This window comes from Ornithinibacillus scapharcae TW25 (genome assembly GCF_000190475.1).
GTDB classification, from domain to species: domain Bacteria; phylum Bacillota; class Bacilli; order Bacillales; family Amphibacillaceae; genus Ornithinibacillus; species Ornithinibacillus scapharcae.
In genome coordinates this window covers 233,840-250,764 of sequence record NZ_AEWH01000006.1, presented here as the reverse complement: position 1 = coordinate 250,764, position 16,925 = coordinate 233,840, and the positions used below count along the sequence as shown (strand labels likewise).

The 16,925-nt window shown below is 36.3% G+C and carries 22 protein-coding genes, 1 pseudogene and 1 riboswitch; of the genes and pseudogenes, 19 read left to right on the top strand and 4 right to left on the bottom strand.

Annotated features, from left to right (window positions below; genetic code table 11):
- Positions 1 to 231: pseudogene (locus G5W_RS23680) on the top strand (hypothetical protein); the annotation flags it as partial.
- Complete coding sequence (locus G5W_RS0102585; protein WP_010093935.1) at positions 221 to 592, top strand: YybH family protein; 372 nt, start codon at positions 221 to 223, stop codon at positions 590 to 592. The pseudogene G5W_RS23680 and the gene G5W_RS0102585, both read left to right, overlap by 11 nt.
- Positions 593 to 681: 89 nt before the next feature.
- Here G5W_RS0102585 and G5W_RS0102580 read toward each other — a convergent pair whose 3' ends face one another.
- On the bottom strand, positions 682 to 1,428 hold the full coding sequence (locus tag G5W_RS0102580; RefSeq protein WP_010093933.1) for a hypothetical protein: 747 nt from the start codon (positions 1,426 to 1,428) through the stop codon (positions 682 to 684).
- Between the two features lie 134 nt (positions 1,429 to 1,562).
- Here G5W_RS0102580 and G5W_RS0102575 point away from each other — a divergent pair, with 134 nt between their 5' ends.
- The 3 genes from G5W_RS0102575 to fosB are packed head-to-tail and all read left to right on the top strand — an operon-like array spanning position 1,563 to position 2,980.
- Positions 1,563 to 2,066 (top strand): GNAT family N-acetyltransferase, encoded by a 504-nt coding sequence (locus G5W_RS0102575; protein ID WP_010093931.1) that lies wholly within the window; start codon positions 1,563 to 1,565, stop codon positions 2,064 to 2,066.
- A gap of 25 nt (positions 2,067 to 2,091) precedes the next feature.
- Positions 2,092 to 2,556, top strand: a complete 465-nt coding sequence (locus tag G5W_RS0102570; protein ID WP_010093929.1) for a GNAT family N-acetyltransferase — start codon at positions 2,092 to 2,094, stop codon at positions 2,554 to 2,556.
- Position 2,557: 1 nt separating this feature from the next.
- Complete coding sequence (gene fosB, locus G5W_RS0102565; RefSeq protein ID WP_010093927.1) at positions 2,558 to 2,980, top strand: metallothiol transferase FosB; 423 nt, start codon at positions 2,558 to 2,560, stop codon at positions 2,978 to 2,980.
- A gap of 54 nt (positions 2,981 to 3,034) precedes the next feature.
- On the opposite strand, the gene G5W_RS21890 is transcribed toward fosB, so the two are convergent.
- Positions 3,035 to 3,460, bottom strand: a complete 426-nt coding sequence (locus G5W_RS21890; protein ID WP_010093925.1) for a DUF6376 family protein — start codon at positions 3,458 to 3,460, stop codon at positions 3,035 to 3,037.
- Positions 3,461 to 3,623: 163 nt separating this feature from the next.
- Between G5W_RS21890 and G5W_RS0102555 the strand changes: the two genes are divergently transcribed.
- From G5W_RS0102555 to G5W_RS0102515, 9 genes are all read left to right on the top strand, one after another.
- On the top strand, positions 3,624 to 3,944 hold the full coding sequence (locus tag G5W_RS0102555) for an ArsR/SmtB family transcription factor (RefSeq protein WP_010093923.1): 321 nt from the start codon (positions 3,624 to 3,626) through the stop codon (positions 3,942 to 3,944).
- The gene (locus G5W_RS0102550) at positions 3,937 to 4,635 is read left to right on the top strand and encodes an SRPBCC domain-containing protein (protein ID WP_010093921.1); all 699 of its coding nucleotides are present in this window, start codon (positions 3,937 to 3,939) and stop codon (positions 4,633 to 4,635) included. The genes G5W_RS0102555 and G5W_RS0102550 overlap by 8 nt, the downstream gene beginning before the upstream one ends.
- A gap of 120 nt (positions 4,636 to 4,755) precedes the next feature.
- Complete coding sequence (locus G5W_RS0102545; protein ID WP_010093919.1) at positions 4,756 to 5,931, top strand: NAD(P)/FAD-dependent oxidoreductase; 1,176 nt, start codon at positions 4,756 to 4,758, stop codon at positions 5,929 to 5,931.
- A gap of 28 nt (positions 5,932 to 5,959) precedes the next feature.
- On the top strand, positions 5,960 to 6,826 hold the full coding sequence (sigJ, locus tag G5W_RS0102540; RefSeq protein ID WP_010093917.1) for an RNA polymerase sigma factor SigJ: 867 nt from the start codon (positions 5,960 to 5,962) through the stop codon (positions 6,824 to 6,826).
- Positions 6,827 to 6,985: 159 nt separating this feature from the next.
- Positions 6,986 to 7,087: riboswitch (purine riboswitch) on the top strand.
- Between the two features lie 144 nt (positions 7,088 to 7,231).
- A complete protein-coding gene (locus G5W_RS0102535; RefSeq protein ID WP_010093913.1) occupies positions 7,232 to 7,813 on the top strand; it encodes a xanthine phosphoribosyltransferase in 582 nt (193 codons plus the stop codon).
- The gene (locus G5W_RS0102530) at positions 7,810 to 9,096 is read left to right on the top strand and encodes a nucleobase:cation symporter-2 family protein (protein WP_010093911.1); all 1,287 of its coding nucleotides are present in this window, start codon (positions 7,810 to 7,812) and stop codon (positions 9,094 to 9,096) included. Before G5W_RS0102535 ends, G5W_RS0102530 begins: the two co-directional genes overlap by 4 nt.
- 136 nt (positions 9,097 to 9,232) lie before the next feature.
- Positions 9,233 to 10,117, top strand: coding sequence for a DMT family transporter (locus tag G5W_RS0102525; protein ID WP_010093910.1), 885 nt, complete (start codon positions 9,233 to 9,235; stop codon positions 10,115 to 10,117).
- Positions 10,118 to 10,256: 139 nt separating this feature from the next.
- Positions 10,257 to 10,985 carry a DUF4181 domain-containing protein gene (locus G5W_RS0102520; protein ID WP_010093907.1) on the top strand — a complete coding sequence of 243 codons (729 nt, stop codon included), beginning with the start codon at positions 10,257 to 10,259 and terminating at the stop codon, positions 10,983 to 10,985.
- Between the two features lie 20 nt (positions 10,986 to 11,005).
- The gene (locus tag G5W_RS0102515; protein ID WP_010093905.1) at positions 11,006 to 11,566 is read left to right on the top strand and encodes a DUF4256 domain-containing protein; all 561 of its coding nucleotides are present in this window, start codon (positions 11,006 to 11,008) and stop codon (positions 11,564 to 11,566) included.
- Between the two features lie 72 nt (positions 11,567 to 11,638).
- Here G5W_RS0102515 and pdxK read toward each other — a convergent pair whose 3' ends face one another.
- Positions 11,639 to 12,451 carry a pyridoxine/pyridoxal/pyridoxamine kinase gene (gene pdxK / locus G5W_RS0102510; protein ID WP_010093903.1) on the bottom strand — a complete coding sequence of 271 codons (813 nt, stop codon included), beginning with the start codon at positions 12,449 to 12,451 and terminating at the stop codon, positions 11,639 to 11,641.
- Between the two features lie 261 nt (positions 12,452 to 12,712).
- Here pdxK and csaA point away from each other — a divergent pair, with 261 nt between their 5' ends.
- Together csaA and G5W_RS0102500 are read left to right on the top strand one after the other, a co-directional pair.
- On the top strand, positions 12,713 to 13,042 hold the full coding sequence (gene csaA, locus G5W_RS0102505; protein WP_010093902.1) for a chaperone CsaA: 330 nt from the start codon (positions 12,713 to 12,715) through the stop codon (positions 13,040 to 13,042).
- Between the two features lie 33 nt (positions 13,043 to 13,075).
- Complete coding sequence (locus G5W_RS0102500) at positions 13,076 to 13,801, top strand: CBS domain-containing protein (RefSeq protein ID WP_010093900.1); 726 nt, start codon at positions 13,076 to 13,078, stop codon at positions 13,799 to 13,801.
- 6 nt (positions 13,802 to 13,807) lie between these two features.
- Here G5W_RS0102500 and G5W_RS0102495 read toward each other — a convergent pair whose 3' ends face one another.
- A complete protein-coding gene (locus G5W_RS0102495; protein ID WP_010093898.1) occupies positions 13,808 to 14,575 on the bottom strand; it encodes an NRDE family protein in 768 nt (255 codons plus the stop codon).
- 200 nt (positions 14,576 to 14,775) lie between these two features.
- Between G5W_RS0102495 and G5W_RS0102490 the strand changes: the two genes are divergently transcribed.
- The 3 genes from G5W_RS0102490 (at position 14,776) to G5W_RS24120 (ending at position 16,787) form a co-directional block, all read left to right on the top strand.
- Complete coding sequence (locus tag G5W_RS0102490; protein WP_010093896.1) at positions 14,776 to 16,188, top strand: DHA2 family efflux MFS transporter permease subunit; 1,413 nt, start codon at positions 14,776 to 14,778, stop codon at positions 16,186 to 16,188.
- A 122-nt stretch (positions 16,189 to 16,310) separates the two neighbouring features.
- Complete coding sequence (locus G5W_RS24125; RefSeq protein ID WP_010093894.1) at positions 16,311 to 16,523, top strand: hypothetical protein; 213 nt, start codon at positions 16,311 to 16,313, stop codon at positions 16,521 to 16,523.
- A 12-nt stretch (positions 16,524 to 16,535) separates the two neighbouring features.
- Complete coding sequence (locus G5W_RS24120; protein ID WP_272941560.1) at positions 16,536 to 16,787, top strand: GyrI-like domain-containing protein; 252 nt, start codon at positions 16,536 to 16,538, stop codon at positions 16,785 to 16,787.
- Positions 16,788 to 16,925 lie beyond the last annotated feature (138 nt).

The following is a 16,925-nucleotide window of genomic DNA, read 5'->3' as shown; positions in this document are numbered from 1 at the left end:
AGAATTGAAAAGTTAGCTAAAAAGGCTGATAAGCATCAGATAGAATTTCTACTCTTCTTAAAGGAAGAACTCTTATCCAATAATCCTAGAAGATTCTTAATAGAAAGTGTCATTCTATCCTTAAATAAGTCGTTAGATAATCGTATGCTAAGACCTGATCTAAGGCAAATCATCCAGGAAATTGAAAAATACAGGAATATCTTAGAGGGAGTGGATAGACATGGGATATAAGGCTGCTTTAGCTAACTACATCGCTGCTACGAATACACATGACTTCCAAAAGGTACGTGAATGGTTAGATGAAAAGGCAGTGTATTGGTTTTCAAATAAGACCTGCATGAACATTGAAGAAATCGGTCAATACTTTGAAAATGCGTGGGATACTATAAAAGATGAAGTTTATCGGGCAACAGATGTCCACTGGATAGTAGAAGAAGATAATACAGCTACCTGTATCTATACTTACCAATACGAAGGGTACTACCAAGGTTCTTTTGTTCAGGGAAGTGGTAGGGCTACTAATGTGTTTATTAGAAATGCGGATGGACAATGGAAGCTTGTTCATGAACATTTGAGCCCTATACCGAAATAAAAAATTACATCTCAATGTAAAGAGAAGAACATCCCTTTCTAAGATTATTGCTGGTTTACAACCGGCAATAATCACACCCAACAGTAAAATTACAGGCTATTTATTTGCCTCGTTATTATCTTAATTTCTTCCTTTAGCCTATGTTGAAGATGATCAGGTAATTGGAAGACGATGTCGATGTACTGGAGCAGTGCTGTTTTGGATGTTTGGTTTAATGATGCAAATCGGTTCAGTACATGTATCATTAGATTTTTTTTGAAGAAGAATCTGATTAATAATTGGTCTTTTGCAAAATTAGAATAAATGATTGCTAGGTTTATTACTGCAAAGGGGTTAGAGGATTTTTCTAATTTCCATACATCCTGCTCCAAAACAGAAAACACATTATACTTGTAAATAATACTTGTACCGTAATAGTGATAATCATAGTAATCAATTCTGTTGTGTTCTTTTTGATAGACGAGTACAATCGGATATACTTTTTGATTGAAATGGTCATAGATGCGATAAAAGTAATGAAACATACGTCTTCGTAGTGATTCATTATGATTATTGAAGTTGAAATGAACTAAGATCCATTTTTCCTTACCATTTCTAAGCTTAGCAATAATAATATGAGTATAGACGTTTTGTCTTGGCTCTCCTTGTATAACTTCCTGTAGGTGTTCTTGGTGAAGGAATTGAGGTGGATTGCTAAAATCAATTTCATCATAAATTTCTGGTGCAAAGAAAAGAGTAAATTCGTGAAACATCTCCTGGATTAACATTTCCCATGCATTAACAAATATATTTGGTACATAAGGCGAGGACTCTTCTAGAATCAAAGCTGTTTGCATCCTAATCACTTCCTTTTTTTTACATTATATACGAACATATATTCCTAATCAAGATAAAAATCGAAAAATTTGAAGGGTTTTCTAGATCTTAACTAGAATAATTAAATAGGGATATGTTTGGGGGATTGATAGGTATGATTCGTTTATTAGAACCGGGGGATGCAAAGCAATATTATGAACTCCGTCTAGAAGCGCTTAAAGAAAATCCGGAAGCATTTGCTCAAAGTTATGAAGAAATTATTCAAAATAAACTTGTAGTTGAACAATATGAGGAGAAGTTCAGATTAGGAGCAAGTTATAACTTTGGGGCGTTTAAAGATGGGAAACTGGTCGGAATGGTAACGTTATCTCCTGAATCGAAGACAAAACTAAAGCATAAGGCGAATATTTTCGCCATGTATGTTACACCTAATGAGCGAGGGAAAGGAATAGCAGAAGCACTATTAGAGAAAGCAATTCAACAAGCTAGGAACATGGGTGGAATTAAGAAAATAAATTTAACGGTTGTATCAATTAACCTGGGGGCAAAAGCACTGTACAAAAAATATGGTTTTAAGACTTTTGGGATAGAGGAGAAAGCATTACTTATAAAAAATGTCTATTATGACGAGGAGTATATGTCCTTGTTTTTGAAATAAGAGGAGAGTAGAGGTTGCACTTTTGATGTGGATAGCAAAGAGAATGACAGAAAAATCTGCGATTAAAATTTTAGGATGGAAATACGATAAACCGTATGATTTTTACAATCAAGTATTGTCAGGTGAGGCAATACTGGAATTAACCAGTAAAAATTATATATTGATTGAAAAAGATGGCAAAATAGCGGGGTTTTATTGTACAGGTAAAGATGCTCAAGTGCCTGTTGGTCATGAATATCGTGCATATGATGGTGATTATCTTGATTTAGGGTTAGGAATGAGACCTGATTTAACTGGAAAAGGGCTAGGGAAAGCATTTATGGAATTTATTATCGAAGAGATCCGCCATGAATATGCAGGGAACTTGAGGTTAACGGTTGCAGATTTTAATATACGAGCTATACGTTTATATGAAAATCTCGGCTTCTTAAAAGTACAGGATTTCTCAAGAGGAAGTACTAAGTTTAATGTAATGGTAAAGGATGAATAAGATGAAGCTGGGGTCTATCAATCATATTTTGTTTTCTGTTTCTAATTTAGAAGAATCAATAGCATTTTATCAACAGGTTTTTGATGCCAAACTATTGGTTAAAGGAAGAACAACAGCATACTTTGACTTGAATGGTCTATGGCTTGCCTTAAATGAGGAGAAGGATATATCTAGAACAGAGATACACCATTCCTATACACATATTGCATTTTCAATTGAAGAGAGAGACTTTGAGAGTTATAATCAAAAGTTAAAAGGTTTAGGGGTTACGATATTACCTGGCAGGGAACGCGATATTCGTGATAAACAATCCATTTATTTTACGGATCCAGATGGTCACAAATTTGAGTTGCATACGGGTACGTTAGAAGACAGATTAACTTATTATAGAGATACAAAAGATCATATGGAGTTTTTTGAATAAAGATAGTATGAAAACAAATAAAAAGGATTAGAATGTCTAATCCTTTTTACATCTTTAAAGCCCTAGTTGCTCAATCTGATTCATAAAATTGGTGAAGCTTTCAATTGTTTGATATAACTCACCATTTTGTATCTCATCTAATACAAGCTCTCCATTTTCCTGTGCGTTATGAATAATATTTAATAGTTGTTCATTCTTAGCTAATATATCTTCATGGATGCCTTCTGCTATGACAGGAACTTCCAGCGTATTAAAACTTTCTATAGACTGTTCGAGAGTGGCTAGTTTGCTTTCCAATTGCTCTATATTTATATTCTCACCTTCTGATAAGTTTTGAACTTCCTCTGCAAAAGTATTTAACTCATTCAGGTAATCGGTTGCTTCTGTTGCATAATCAAGCGTGTTTTGAGTTTCTTCAAGTAGACCACAGCCAGATAGGAAAAGGACTACAGAAAAAATTGATAAAGCGAGCTTCTTCATCTATAAACTCCTTTAAATACATATTTCTTATCTTAAGGATAACATGCATTCCATTTAAAGTCTTGTGTCCATTGTCTAATTTTTTAAAAAGTACTTGACGGCGTCTTTTTCTGTTGTTATTCTATATATAACCAAAAGGTTATATGATTGAGGTGAGGGTGAAGTGCCAGACGTTTACCGAGCATTAGGTGACCCAACTAGACGGCGAATTCTAAGCATGCTTAAAGATGGCAACAAGTCACAAAAAGAGATTGTCGAAGCATTTGAAATCTCTCAGCCAGCAATTAAGAAGCATTTAACAATCCTCTTAGAAGAAGAAATTATCTCAGAATCTGTTCAAGGAAAATACCGGTTATACTCCTTAAACAGTACAAGATTGCAACTAGCATACAATGAAATGCTTCACTACATCGAAGATTTACTAGACAGACAGCTCGTAAGTTTAAAAAATTATGTAGAAAAAGGAGAAGAGCGAGATGACTAGAGTCAAAGATTCCGTAAAGCGAGAAATTGTAGTTCAAGCATCACTTGAAAAGGTTTGGGATGCCCTTACAAAGGAGGAGCATCTAAATCGTTGGTACACAAAAGAAGCAGAGGTTGATTTTAGAGTTGGTGGAAAACTTTTCATGAATCATGGCTGGGGGGCAACGAGTGAAGGAATCATTACAGAAATTGAAGAGCTTAAACGCTTTGTTCTTCAAAGTGCTGATGGGGACTTCACAACAATAACAGAATTAGAAAACGTTGAAAATGGTATCCGTGTTAGTATTGAGTACCGTGCTTCTTTCCTAGCTGAAATGGACGCAGCTTCAAAGGAAAATATGTTATTTGGTACGGGACAATTTTTAGAAAATCTAAAAAGTGTTTATGAAATTGGTCAAGATAATAGAGGGAATTTATGGCGAACATGGATTGGTATTATTCATTCCTCAAACTCTGAAGGTATGGGTACTAAGATTTCCAAAGTTATGGAGGGATCTGTAGCTTCGCAAGCTGGATTAATTGCGGGAGACATTATCTTAGGAATAGACCAAGATGAAGTAACTGGTTATGAATCATTTGAAAGGTTATTGAATAGTAAGGACCTTGATAAGTCAGTGAAATTAACCGTTCAACGTGACTCGGAAGAATTAGAACTGGATTGCAAAGTGGTAGCGTATCCTGTAGCGTATTAAAAAATAAAATGTATAATTGAAAAATAAGGATAAGCGATAATTTGCTTATCCTTATTTTTATTGTCACGAAATCAATTCCTAATTCGTTTTGTTTATAAAAATAGAATGGAGTTGCGAATAATGAGCGAACTAACTTGTGTCATAATTGGTGGCGGATATGCCGGGATTCATGCTATAAAGTCAATTCAGAGAAGAGTGAAACACCGTTCATTACGAATAATTTTAATTGATCCTATGCCACATCACATTAGGAAGGTTCTACTGTTTAAGCCAGCAGCAGCTACTCATTCGGAAATCAGAATACCATGGAAACAAATTTTTCCCATGGGAGTAGATGTTTTACAGGGCTTAGTAAGTGGAATTGACTATGAGAACAAATTGATTAGAATACACGACAAAAAGGGAATGGAACACCATGTAAATTATGATATTGCTGTCATTGCCGTGGGAAGTATTGTCCAGGAAGTCCATCCAACATTAGGAGGACTAACATTATCATGTGAAAAAAATGCCCAGTTAATTCTTCAGCGCTGGCAGGAAAATATGCAACAAGCTATGAAGACTGAGAACCAAAATGAACGACAGAGACTCCTTACCATTACGATTATTGGCGCAGGAATTAGTGGTATTGAGACATCTGCTGCGCTAGCAGAGAAAATGAGGGAAGCGGCAGAATGTTATTCTATCCATCCAAATAACGTAAATATTATCCTTATAAATTCAAAGGATAAGTTATTTCCAGAAGGTCCAGATAAAGTAGGGAAAAGATTGGAGGAAAAGCTTAATAGTATAGGAGTTATTGTACTCCATCATGAGAGGGCGATAAGAGAAAATGCAGGAATGTTAGAGCTAGAGGGTGGGGGCTATATTCCAACTGGTTTAACGATATGGACGACAGGACTAATCCCAAATCCATCATTAGCTAAATGGGGGGTACCTCTAACGAACGAAGGGCGGGTGAAGGTGGATGAATCCTACCGAGTAACTCAAAGGGAAGGAATATATAGTATAGGTGATTGTACGAAAATCTATGATCCTAAAACCATGGTAGAAGATACAATGACTTGTAAGGAAGCAACGATTCAGGCTAGAAGATTAGGGAAGATTATTCAGGCTGATTTAAGTCAAAGGAAAGCACCTAAACATCGTACCCCGATAAAGACGTATTGCTTTGGACTTGGAGATAAACAAGGTCTAGTGTGGGTTAAGCTATCACCTTTTCAACTGATTTTTTCCGGAAAACTTGGTCTATTTATTAGAAAAATAACCTGGGATATTGCTAGTTTGATAAAATAAAAGAAAATGCCATAGGAGTGATTTCCGGATGGAAATAGGAATGATGTATGATGAGTACAAACCACTGCTTTTTACATTAGCCTATCAATTAACTGGTACTAGTAGTGATGCAGAGGATATCGTTCAAGATGTGTTTGTAAAGCTACATCAAGTGGACCTTTCGCGGTTGGAGAACACGAAGGCATATCTTTGTAAGATGGTAACCAATCAATGCTTGGATTATTTAATATCTGCAAGAAAGCAACGGGAACAATATATAGGAACATGGTTGCCAGAGCCTATTAAAGTTTCGAAGGATGAACAAGATCAAATTATCATGAATGACTTGCTATCCTATGCATTACTGGTCTTATTGGAAAAGCTCACTCCTGTAGAACGTGCTATATATGTCCTAAGGGAGGCATTTGCTTTCGATTATCAATCCATTGCTGGGATGGTGGAGAAGTCGGAAGTTAATGCGAGAAAAATCTATAGTAGAGCAAAAGGCAAACTAGGTATACCACAGGGAGGGTATTCGACATCTAATCTGAATCACCGTATGATGGATAGCCTATTATTTTCGTTACAGGAGGGAAATGTGGAGCAATTACTATCTCTATTAGCCGAAGATATTACGGTTTATTCCGATGGTGGTGGAAAAGTACCAGCGGCGTTATATCCAGTTCAATCCAGTGAGAGAGTACTTCGTTTCTTAATGGGTCTAATGAAGCGACTACCATATTTTGGCGAGGATACAAGAATAGTAGAACAGATGTTAAATGGCGATCTTGCTCTCTTGGTACTTGCGGAAAACAATGTTATTCTCGCAGTGCTCTTTGAAATGCAGGATAATCTGCTGAAAAACATCTTTTTCGTACGTAATCCTGATAAGTTAGAAAGATTGAATGATGTTTAGTTAGTAAAACTGCTGTTTCAAAAAGGATGTTGACATAATCTTTTGCGAAATGCTCCGATTCTTTAGCAATATACGGAAATCATTAGCTTTCTAATCAAAAACTGAATTTTTTTACATTAAAATCACTCTTGATTTCAGTTGGATATGCAGGTATACTTGAAAACAATTCAATACTATTTTCATATAATCGCAGGGATATGGCCTGCAAGTTTCTACCGGTTCACCGTAAATGAACTGACTATGAAAAGTACTTCGAATGTGATGACGCCCATGTGAATGGGTGTGATTTCATTTTGTTTTTCGACAACCTGTTGCTCGGAAACATTACTTTTTATAGTGATGTTTCCGGGCTTTTTTTATTTTTCTATGATGATAATTTTCAACTACTTAGGAGGAAAGAAATCTATGAAACTGCTAAAGGAAGTAATTATCGAAAGGGGACGCATCATTTCAAGCGATGTACTAAAAGTAGACTCCTTCTTGAATCATCAAATTGACCCAGAGCTGATGAAAGAAATTGGGAAAGAATTTTCCCGCAGGTTCCAGGAAGCAGGGATAACAAAAATCCTAACAATAGAATCTTCAGGAATAGCGCCTGCTGTCATGACAGGTCTAGAATTAGGTGTCCCTGTGGTATTTGCGAGAAAACGAAAATCTCTAACACTAGTGGATAACTTGTTAACTGCGAAGGTCTACTCTTTTACAAAGAAAGAGACCAATGAAATCTCCGTTTCGAATGAACATTTACATCAAGAAGATGTTGTTTTGATTATAGATGACTTTCTGGCAAATGGTCAGGCGGTAAGAGGGTTAATGGATATCGTTAAACAAGCGCATTCAACCATGGCTGGCGTTGGGGCTGTCATTGAAAAAGGATTCCAGTCTGGCGGAAATTTGCTTCGTGAACAAGGAATTCATGTAGAATCATTAGCGATTATTGAGTCATTAGCGAGTAACCAAATCACTTTTAGGGAGGAAACAGAATGAAAACAGCAGCACTTGGAATTCAACATGTTTTGGCAATGTATGCAGGAGCAATCCTAGTTCCACTTATAATTGGTGGTGCTCTCGGTTTAACACCGGAACAGTTAACCTATTTAGTCGCTATCGATATTTTAATGTGTGGTATTGCAACACTACTTCAAGTAGTGTCAAACCGTTTCTTTGGTATTGGTCTACCTGTTGTACTTGGTTGTACTTTTACGGCAGTTGGTCCAATGATTGCAATCGGTGGAGAGTATGGGATTAATGCGATGTATGGGGCAATTATAGCTTCTGGACTTATTGTTGTCGTTATTAGTGGATTATTTGGGAAGCTAGTTCGATTTTTTCCTCCTATTGTTACCGGGACAGTAGTTACCATTATCGGGATAACCTTGATACCTGTTGCAATTAATGACCTTGGTGGAGGTCAGGGGGCAAGTGATTTTGGTTCGTTTACAAATATTGCTTTAGGGTTTGGTACGTTATTCTTTATTATTTTGATGTATCGTTTTTCTAAAGGATTTATCCGATCTATATCCATTTTGATCGGACTAGTTGGTGGGACCATTGTTGCGTCTATCATGGGAAAAGTTGATTTTACAGCTGTACAGGAGGCTTCTTACTTTCGGTTACCAGAGCTATTCTATTTTGGTATGCCGACATTTGAATGGTCAGCAATCCTTACATTGACATTAGTTGCTATGGTTTCTTTAGTCGAATCAACCGGTGTTTATTTTGCCTTGAGTGACATGACGGATAAAAAGCTTGCAGAGCGTGACCTGGTCAAAGGATATCGTGCAGAGGGTCTAGCAATATTAATTGGTGGGTTTTTCAATGCATTACAATATACAACTTATTCTCAGAATGTCGGGCTATTACAGATAACTGGAGTGAAAACTCGTAAGGTCATAATTGTTGCAGGAGCCATGTTGGTAGCTTTAGGATTAATACCAAAGATCGCTGCTTTCACGACCATCATTCCGACATCTGTATTAGGAGGAGCGTGTATTGCAATGTTTGGAATGGTTATATCACAAGGTATTAAAATGCTAAGTAAAGAAATTGGAGAGTCAACTGGTAATTCCATGATTGTCGCATGTTCGGTTGGAATGGGCTTAGGTGTAACAGTAGTACCGGAACTATTTGCACAGTTGCCAACAAGTGTCCAAATCTTAACTAGTAATGGAATAGTTGCGGGGAGTATTACAGCAATAGTGTTAAACATTGTATTTAATATGTTGCCAACAAGGCAGCCAGTCGCTGTATTAAAAGAAAAGGAAGCTTAAAAGCCAAAGAGGTGTAAATCAGATAGACGATTTACACCTCTATTATTTTTTGCAAACCCAAATTCTTTTTCTATCCTATTTTCTCATCATTCTGTATAATCGTAGTAATATTTTTTTAGAAGAAAGGGCATCTGAGATGAAACAATATATTGGCGATGGAATGTTGCTTATAACAGCGTTTGTATGGGGAAGCGGATTTGTCGTAACTGCAATTGCTCTTGAATACCTAACCGCTTATCAAGTAATGGCAGGCAGATTCGTGTTAGCAACTCTCATATTAATGCTCTTGTTTGGGTTTAAATTAAAGAAGTTTTCAAAAGCAGTCGTGTGGAAGGGAGCAATATTAGGGACAATTCTTTATATCGGTTTTGCCTTACAGACCGTTGGATTGGAGTATACTACACCATCTAAAAATGCGTTTTTGACGGCAGTAAATGTGGTCATTGTTCCGTTAATTGCCTTAGTAATCTATAAGCGTAAAATTGACCGCTTTGAAACAATAGGTTCTATTCTAGCTCTAGTCGGAATTGGCTTTTTATCATTACAAGGAAGTATGACGATTAATATTGGCGATGCTTTATCGCTAGCTTGTGCGGTTGCCTTTGCATTTGATATTTTCTATACGAATCGATTTGTGCAAAAAGAGGACGCTATAGCATTGACAATTATGCAGTTTATTACCGCATCCTCAATCAGTGTACTTAGTGTATTCATTCAAGGGAATATACCAACGACATTAGAGCAGGAGGCGGTTTATTCTATTGTCTATCTTGCTGTGTTTTCTACAACAATAGCTTATCTATTTCAAAACATTGCATTTCGTTATACGACTGCAACGAAAGGAGCGATCATTCTGTCATTGGAGTCTTTCTTCGGAATGGTATTATCGGTGTTAATCCTTCACGAGGTACTGACTGGTAGAATGGTTACGGGTGCTATTTTAATAATGATGGCAATATTAATTGCTGAAATTAAGCCGAGTTTTCATAGAAAAGCAGTAGTAAAGAAAAGAGGACTATAGTTTTAGTGCATGACTAGAAAATTACATTGGTTTTCTAGTCAATTTTTTACCACGAAATAGGGTGTTTTAAAATTGTTGGAAGATTATGTTAGAATGAAGTGGGGAAGTCATCACTTTGATTACTTGGGGAGGAAATTAGTTGCTTACATCATTTATTATGTTTGGTTTCATCGTTTATATTATTACTAATCTTATTTCATTTTACATACGCAATAAGTTTCAGATTCAATCCATAAATCCACATACACCGATCAACAAGACCGATAAATGGGTAGAGCGTATTGTTTTAATCTTGATGATTATTTGTTTGATTTGTACCTTTATGTATGATGATTATTTCGATTTATTAGGTTTATCTATTATTGCTCTTATTGTTTTCTCTAATGGATTTGATACTTATATGGAGTATAAGCATCAGAAGAAACAGAGAGAGTATTTACTGAAGTCCGTGTCCTTTTTGGGGTCAATAGTTCTTTTTTTGGGTGCATTATACTTCTTATATCATACATCGACTCTCGAGGAAGTCTTCGTAAAATATGGTAATCTAGATTACGAGAAAATTAGTGAACTGGAAATTATTAAACGAAAAGAAGATGCACTTGACTCTGAAAAAGCTATTATTACGGATAAACAGACGATGGAACAAATATTCTCTGAAATGGAAAAGGTCGAGGTTCGAAATTGGATTGGTGAAGTAGAAGAAGACAACAATGAATATCATTTACTTATGGGGCAAGGGGGTTTATTCTTTATTGAGATCTATGAGGAGTTCATTAGTGTCGATTTCGATTATTACAAAGTGACAGGTGAAAATAATATTTATAATTTACTAGAAGAGAGTAATCTAGATTGGAAATCTGAAGAATAGATTTTAGGGAGGTTTATGACATGAGTAATAAAAATTTAATACAAGAAGAACGTGACCTACTACTCAACACATTAAAAGCCCGTTTTGAGGTGAATATGAAACGTCATGAAGGTCTGGAATGGGAAAAAATCCAACGGAAATTAGAAACAAATATTGATAAAATGTGGTCACTCCATGAAATGGAAAGAACAGGTGGAGAGCCAGATGTAGTTGGCTACGATAAGGAAAAGGACGAATACATATTTTATGACTGTGCAGCAGAAAGTCCTAAGGGACGTAGGAGTATCTGTTATGACCGTGCAGCACTAGAAGCAAGAAAAAAACATAAGCCAGAAAATAGCGCGATGGACATGGCAAGAGATATGGGAATTGAATTATTAAACGAAGAGGAATACCGTTCGTTGCATAAACTTGGCAATTTTGATTTGAAAACGTCCAGTTGGATCCAAACACCTGCTGATATTCGAGAACGTGGTGGTGCTCTGTTTTGTGACTGCCGCTATGGTCATGTGTTTGTTTATCACAATGGCGCAGATTCGTATTATGGTTCTAGGGGATTCCGAGGTTCACTAAGGGTTTAAATTAACTCAGGAAAAAATAAACAACAGAAAATGCACTGCAATTTATGCAGTGCATTTATTATGTGATGCTATTTATTTAGCAGAGAATTTATTATATGCCCCATGCATAACAGGGCCAACATAATCATTTAACTGCCAACCGTGGTCAATTGCAGCTGAAACAAATTTCTTCGCATTGGTAACAGCATCTAACACAGATTGTCCATTTGCAAGATTTGCAGTTATCGCAGCAGCAAATGTACAGCCAGCACCATGGTTATAAGTTGTATCAATTTTATCACTTTCAAGTAATGTGAAATCATTGCCATCATAGAACAAGTCTACTGCTTTTTCGTGTTCGATAGCACGTCCGCCTTTAATCACGACATTTTTAGCGCCTAATTCATGAATTTTGACAGCGGCTTCCTTCATACCTTCAATGGTTTTAATAGGACCTGAAGTTTGTGCTAATTGCCACGCCTCAAATAAATTTGGTGTTGTTACAAGTGATACTGGAAGTAATACTTCGCGCATAGCATCCGTATTTTCAGGTAATAAAAGTTCATCCTCACCCTTACATACCATGACAGGATCAAGGACATACTTTTCGATGCTATGTTCACGAATCTTTTTAGCACCTAATTCAATAACATCAACAGTTCCAAGCATTCCAGATTTCATAGCGTCAATACCCACTGAAAGAACTGTATCTAACTGTTTCTCAACAATACCAACGTCAATTGTTGTAACATTATGATTCCAACCATTTGGTTCCATCGTAACTATAGAAGTTAAGGCATTCATACCATAAACACTATGTTCCTGAAATGTTTTTAAATCTGCTTGAATACCCGCTCCCCCACTTGTATCAGAACCTGCAAGGGTTAATGCTTTTTTCATTGTCATAATTTATCCCCCTATAACTAAATCCTAGACAATAACTAGGATATAATATTTTCTTAATAAATGGAAGAATACTAACTTGAAGATGGATATCGTCTTACCATGTAGGTTTTTACCGATTTTCCAAAATATACGTCAATTAATACTTTCTAATAAGTATAAGAGCTAGTACAATAGTAATAATAGAAGATACTACATCTAAGTAAAAGCCGCCATGTTTTGTACAAAATTGGGGGCTTATTATGTTTATTGGGGGCGTTAAAATTGGCAAAGATTGAAGATTTTATGAAGTTAGACCTACGAATTGGAACAATAATAAAGGCTGAACCATTCCCAGAAGCACGTAAACCGGCGATAAAGTTAGAAATCGACTTCGGAGAGCTAGGAATGAAACAATCATCAGCTCAGATTACAAAGCGATACCAGCCAGAAATTTTAATTGGACGCCAAGTGGTTGCTGTAGTGAACTTCCCACCAAGAAGAATAGCGGGCTATAAATCAGAGGTGTTAGTACTAGGTGGAGTACCATCAGAAGATGATGTCATTTTATTAAGACCTGATGAAGAAGTGGAAAATGGAACCAAAATTTCTTAATCCATATCGACTTTTATTAAAGGAGTTTCAAGGATGGCAAAAAATTCAGATCGTTTTATAACTGCATTTAACAGAATTGACAAAGCTATTGATATGGAACTAGAAAATAGCAGAGGAATTGGTTTTTCTAAGGCAGTACGAATCTTAACAAAGTATAATGCGGTAGTTAGACGCTATAAAGATGATTTATTAGAATTTGCAGAGTTACGAAATGCCATCGTACATAATCGATTAGATACCGTCCAAGTCATTGCCGAGCCGCATGATTCTATCGTAGAACAAATTGAAAAGATAGAAGATGAAATAACAAAGCCAAAGCTTGTCATTCCACAATTTGAAAAAAAGGTGCATTCCTTTCAATTAACTGATTCTTTATCCGACTTATTGAATGCAATTGATAAACAGGGTTACTCCAAATTTCCTATTTATCTGGGAAAAGAATTTAAAGGACTTGTCACGGAAAGTGGTATTACAAAATGGTTAGCGAAAAATAAAGATGCTTCTATTATAACTACTTCGATTGAGGAAATTATGCCATATCAGAAAGAGGATAATTATCAATTTGTCTCAAGAGATACGACCGTTTATCATGCAATAGAAGCATTCAAAGACCGTATAGGCAATGGTTCAAGAATGGATGCATTGCTGATAACCAATGGTGGTCAACTAAATGAGGAATTGTTAGGAATTATTACGGTCTTTGATGTAATGGGGTATCATGAACTTGGTCATGACAAAACGAAAGTGAAGTCTACATAGAAGACTTCACTTTTTAATTTGAAATTCAAATTTCTCCTCATTCTTAATACTACCAGATTCAAATGTTCTTTCTATAAACGTTACATTGTTGTCGTGATCAATCGTTAATACGGTTGAACAACGAGTTCCGTAATCAGGCATCTTGATAAACATAGAAGAAAGCTTTCTTTCCAGTTCTAGGCCGATACCGGTATCGGGTAGCTCATCTACACTAGCCTCTTCAGAATCAGCTAGAATCGAAAATAATTCCTCTGGATCCACTGTTTCGACTTGTTCTAAGTAGGATTGCAATTTTTTCTTCCCTATTTCAACCTTTGGCCAAGGAGTATCGAGAAAATGATTACTCAATCCATGTATCCCAGGTTGAACCTTTATAATTTTATCCTCGACATTGCTATAGTACTTCAGTTCATTTGGACTCCCAACTAAAATATTATAGCCAACATAATCATCTTTCCGTTTTACTTGTTTATGTAAATACTCGTAGCTCGTTTCATTGCCAATTAAGAAGTTGGTTACGATTTCTCCACGAGAAAGTTTTCCAGATTTAAAATGGTCAGGGTGACGATAATTGGTAAGACCAGCGAAACGGCCTGAAGTTGAAATACCTAACCATGTACCCATTTGGAGAAGGTCTCTCCCGGCAAGAACATTTGGTTCATCCTCCCAGAATTGTGCTGGTGCAGTAGGGCGGTTATAGGATTCATCACGATTAGCTGCCAGGACTAATTTATAATTGCTATGCTGCTGGAATTGAAAAAGTATTAAACACATTGTTATTTGCCCCTTTCATTCTCATTATAAGGGGTTTTATGTCGAAAAACACCTCATTCGTTTAATTTGGCTTAGTTTGTTATAATAGGAACCTATATATTGGGAATTTTTGGGCGTAGTAACCCTTAATAGAAAAAGGACATAAAATAACTTTCTTGTGGTATCAATAAATAGAGAGAATAGAGAAAGAAGGATGCAGCATGGTTCATCATCAGCATGAAGTTCAAACAGATGAAAACATACGAAAGGCTCCATTATTGGTTGTATTGTTGACGGGTGCTTTTGTAGCAATTCTAAACCAAACCTTATTAGTGACGGCTTTACCTGTTATTAAAGATGATTTACATATAGATGATACAACCGTACAGTGGTTACAATCTATTTTCTTGTTAGTGAATGGGATTATGATTCCAATTACGGCATTTTTAATAGCCAGGTTTACGACAAGGGCGCTATTTTTATATGCAATGGGTTCATTCGCATTAGGAACATTGTTATGTGCTATTGCACCGGAATTTTATCTATTATTAATAGGTCGTGTTCTTCAAGCAGCAGGCGCAGGAATTATGATGCCATTAATGCAGACCATTATGTTTTTAATTTTTCCAGTTGAAAAAAGAGGTACAGCGATGGGATTATTCGGGTTAATTATTTCATTCGCTCCTGCTATCGGACCGACTCTTTCTGGCTATGTGGTCGAGCATTATCCATGGCGGACATTGTTTTATATTGTGTTACCAATTGCTGTAATTGACATTGTTATAGCTTATTTTGTATTAAAAAATGTAACAAAGCAAACATTTCCGAAGGTGGATATCATATCAATCGTTCTTTCTACAATAGGCTTCGGCGGATTGTTATACGGTTTTAGTGCCGCGGGATCAAGCGGTTGGGCAAGTGCAGAGGTAATCCTCACGATGGCAATAGGTGCAATAACACTTATTTGGTTTATCTTAAGACAGCTGAGATTAACCGAGCCCATACTGGAATTTCGGATATTTAAAGATGTCATCTTCACTCTGACAACTGCTCTTGGGATGACTGTATTTCTAGCGATGATTGGTGGGGCGGTTATCCTTCCATTGTTAATGCAGGATATGTTAGGGTTCTCTCCAATGCAATCTGGCATGGCGCTATTACCTGGTGCTATTATTATGGGATTAATGAACCCAGTAACAGGAAGACTATTTGACAAATTTGGGGCCAAGTGGCTTTCACTAGTTGGTTTAATATTGATAACAGTTACGACATTCATGTTAGCGATCCTTACTCCTGAGACAACTTTTTGGTACATTGCGATTGTAAATGCCTTCCGAATGCTTGGTGTTGCAATGGTGATGATGCCAGTAACAACAGCTGGACTAAATCAATTATCACCTGAGATGCTACCACATGGTACTGCCATGAATAACACATTAAGGCAAATGGCTGGAGCTATAGGGACCGCTCTATTAGTCACAATCATGACTTCAGCAGCTGTTCCGGAAGAGGGGATTAGTGGAGCGGTTCATGGAGTGAATATGGCTTTTGCTGTTGCTGGAGTGACTGCGGCGATAGGTTTGGTTATTACATTGTTTATTAAATATGATCAGGCAAGGCTAGGAAATAGATAAATTTATGAGAGTGCTAAAACAATTGTTTTGGCGCTCTTTTCATATAGTAAAAATATTTGTAATAAAATTTACAATTTTATGTTATTATTTGGTTTAATAAGTTTTTGGGGGAAGGTGTTTAGATGTCTAGTGTGAAGAAACAAGATATAGCAGTTCATCAATGGAAAGAATTGAAGTTAGTTTGTTTTAGAGTGTTATGTCCTGGAGACGAGTATGTCGTGGAAATACCTAAAGCAACGTTCCTGCTTGCTGAACGTATGGATGAAATTAAGCATGTATCCAATCCGAAACATATGTATGGAGCCTTCGTGGTAGAAAATGAAAGTGCAAATTAAGATGGTTACTGGATCGGTGTTGAAGTGGATGAATACGATGAGATTCCAAGCGGAATGGTTACATTGACTATCCCACCTCAAACCTATGCTGTTATCAGACATCAAGGTCCGAATGATAAGATTAGGGACTCGTATCAAACACTACATAAATGGATTGTAGAAAATAACAACATTAGACTAACCAATAAATGGCATTTAGAAAAATATCATGAATGGAATGACCTGGAAAATATTGATATAGAGTTATTTGATACGATTGAATGAGTGATTGATGGGTGGCTATATTGGAGCCGTTCATTGGAATTTTAATTATAGTTCTCTTATTCTCTTCCATAATTATTATTGAATTAAGAATGAAGAATATAGAGAAAAAAATCAATCGGGTATATAAAGTTCTAGAAG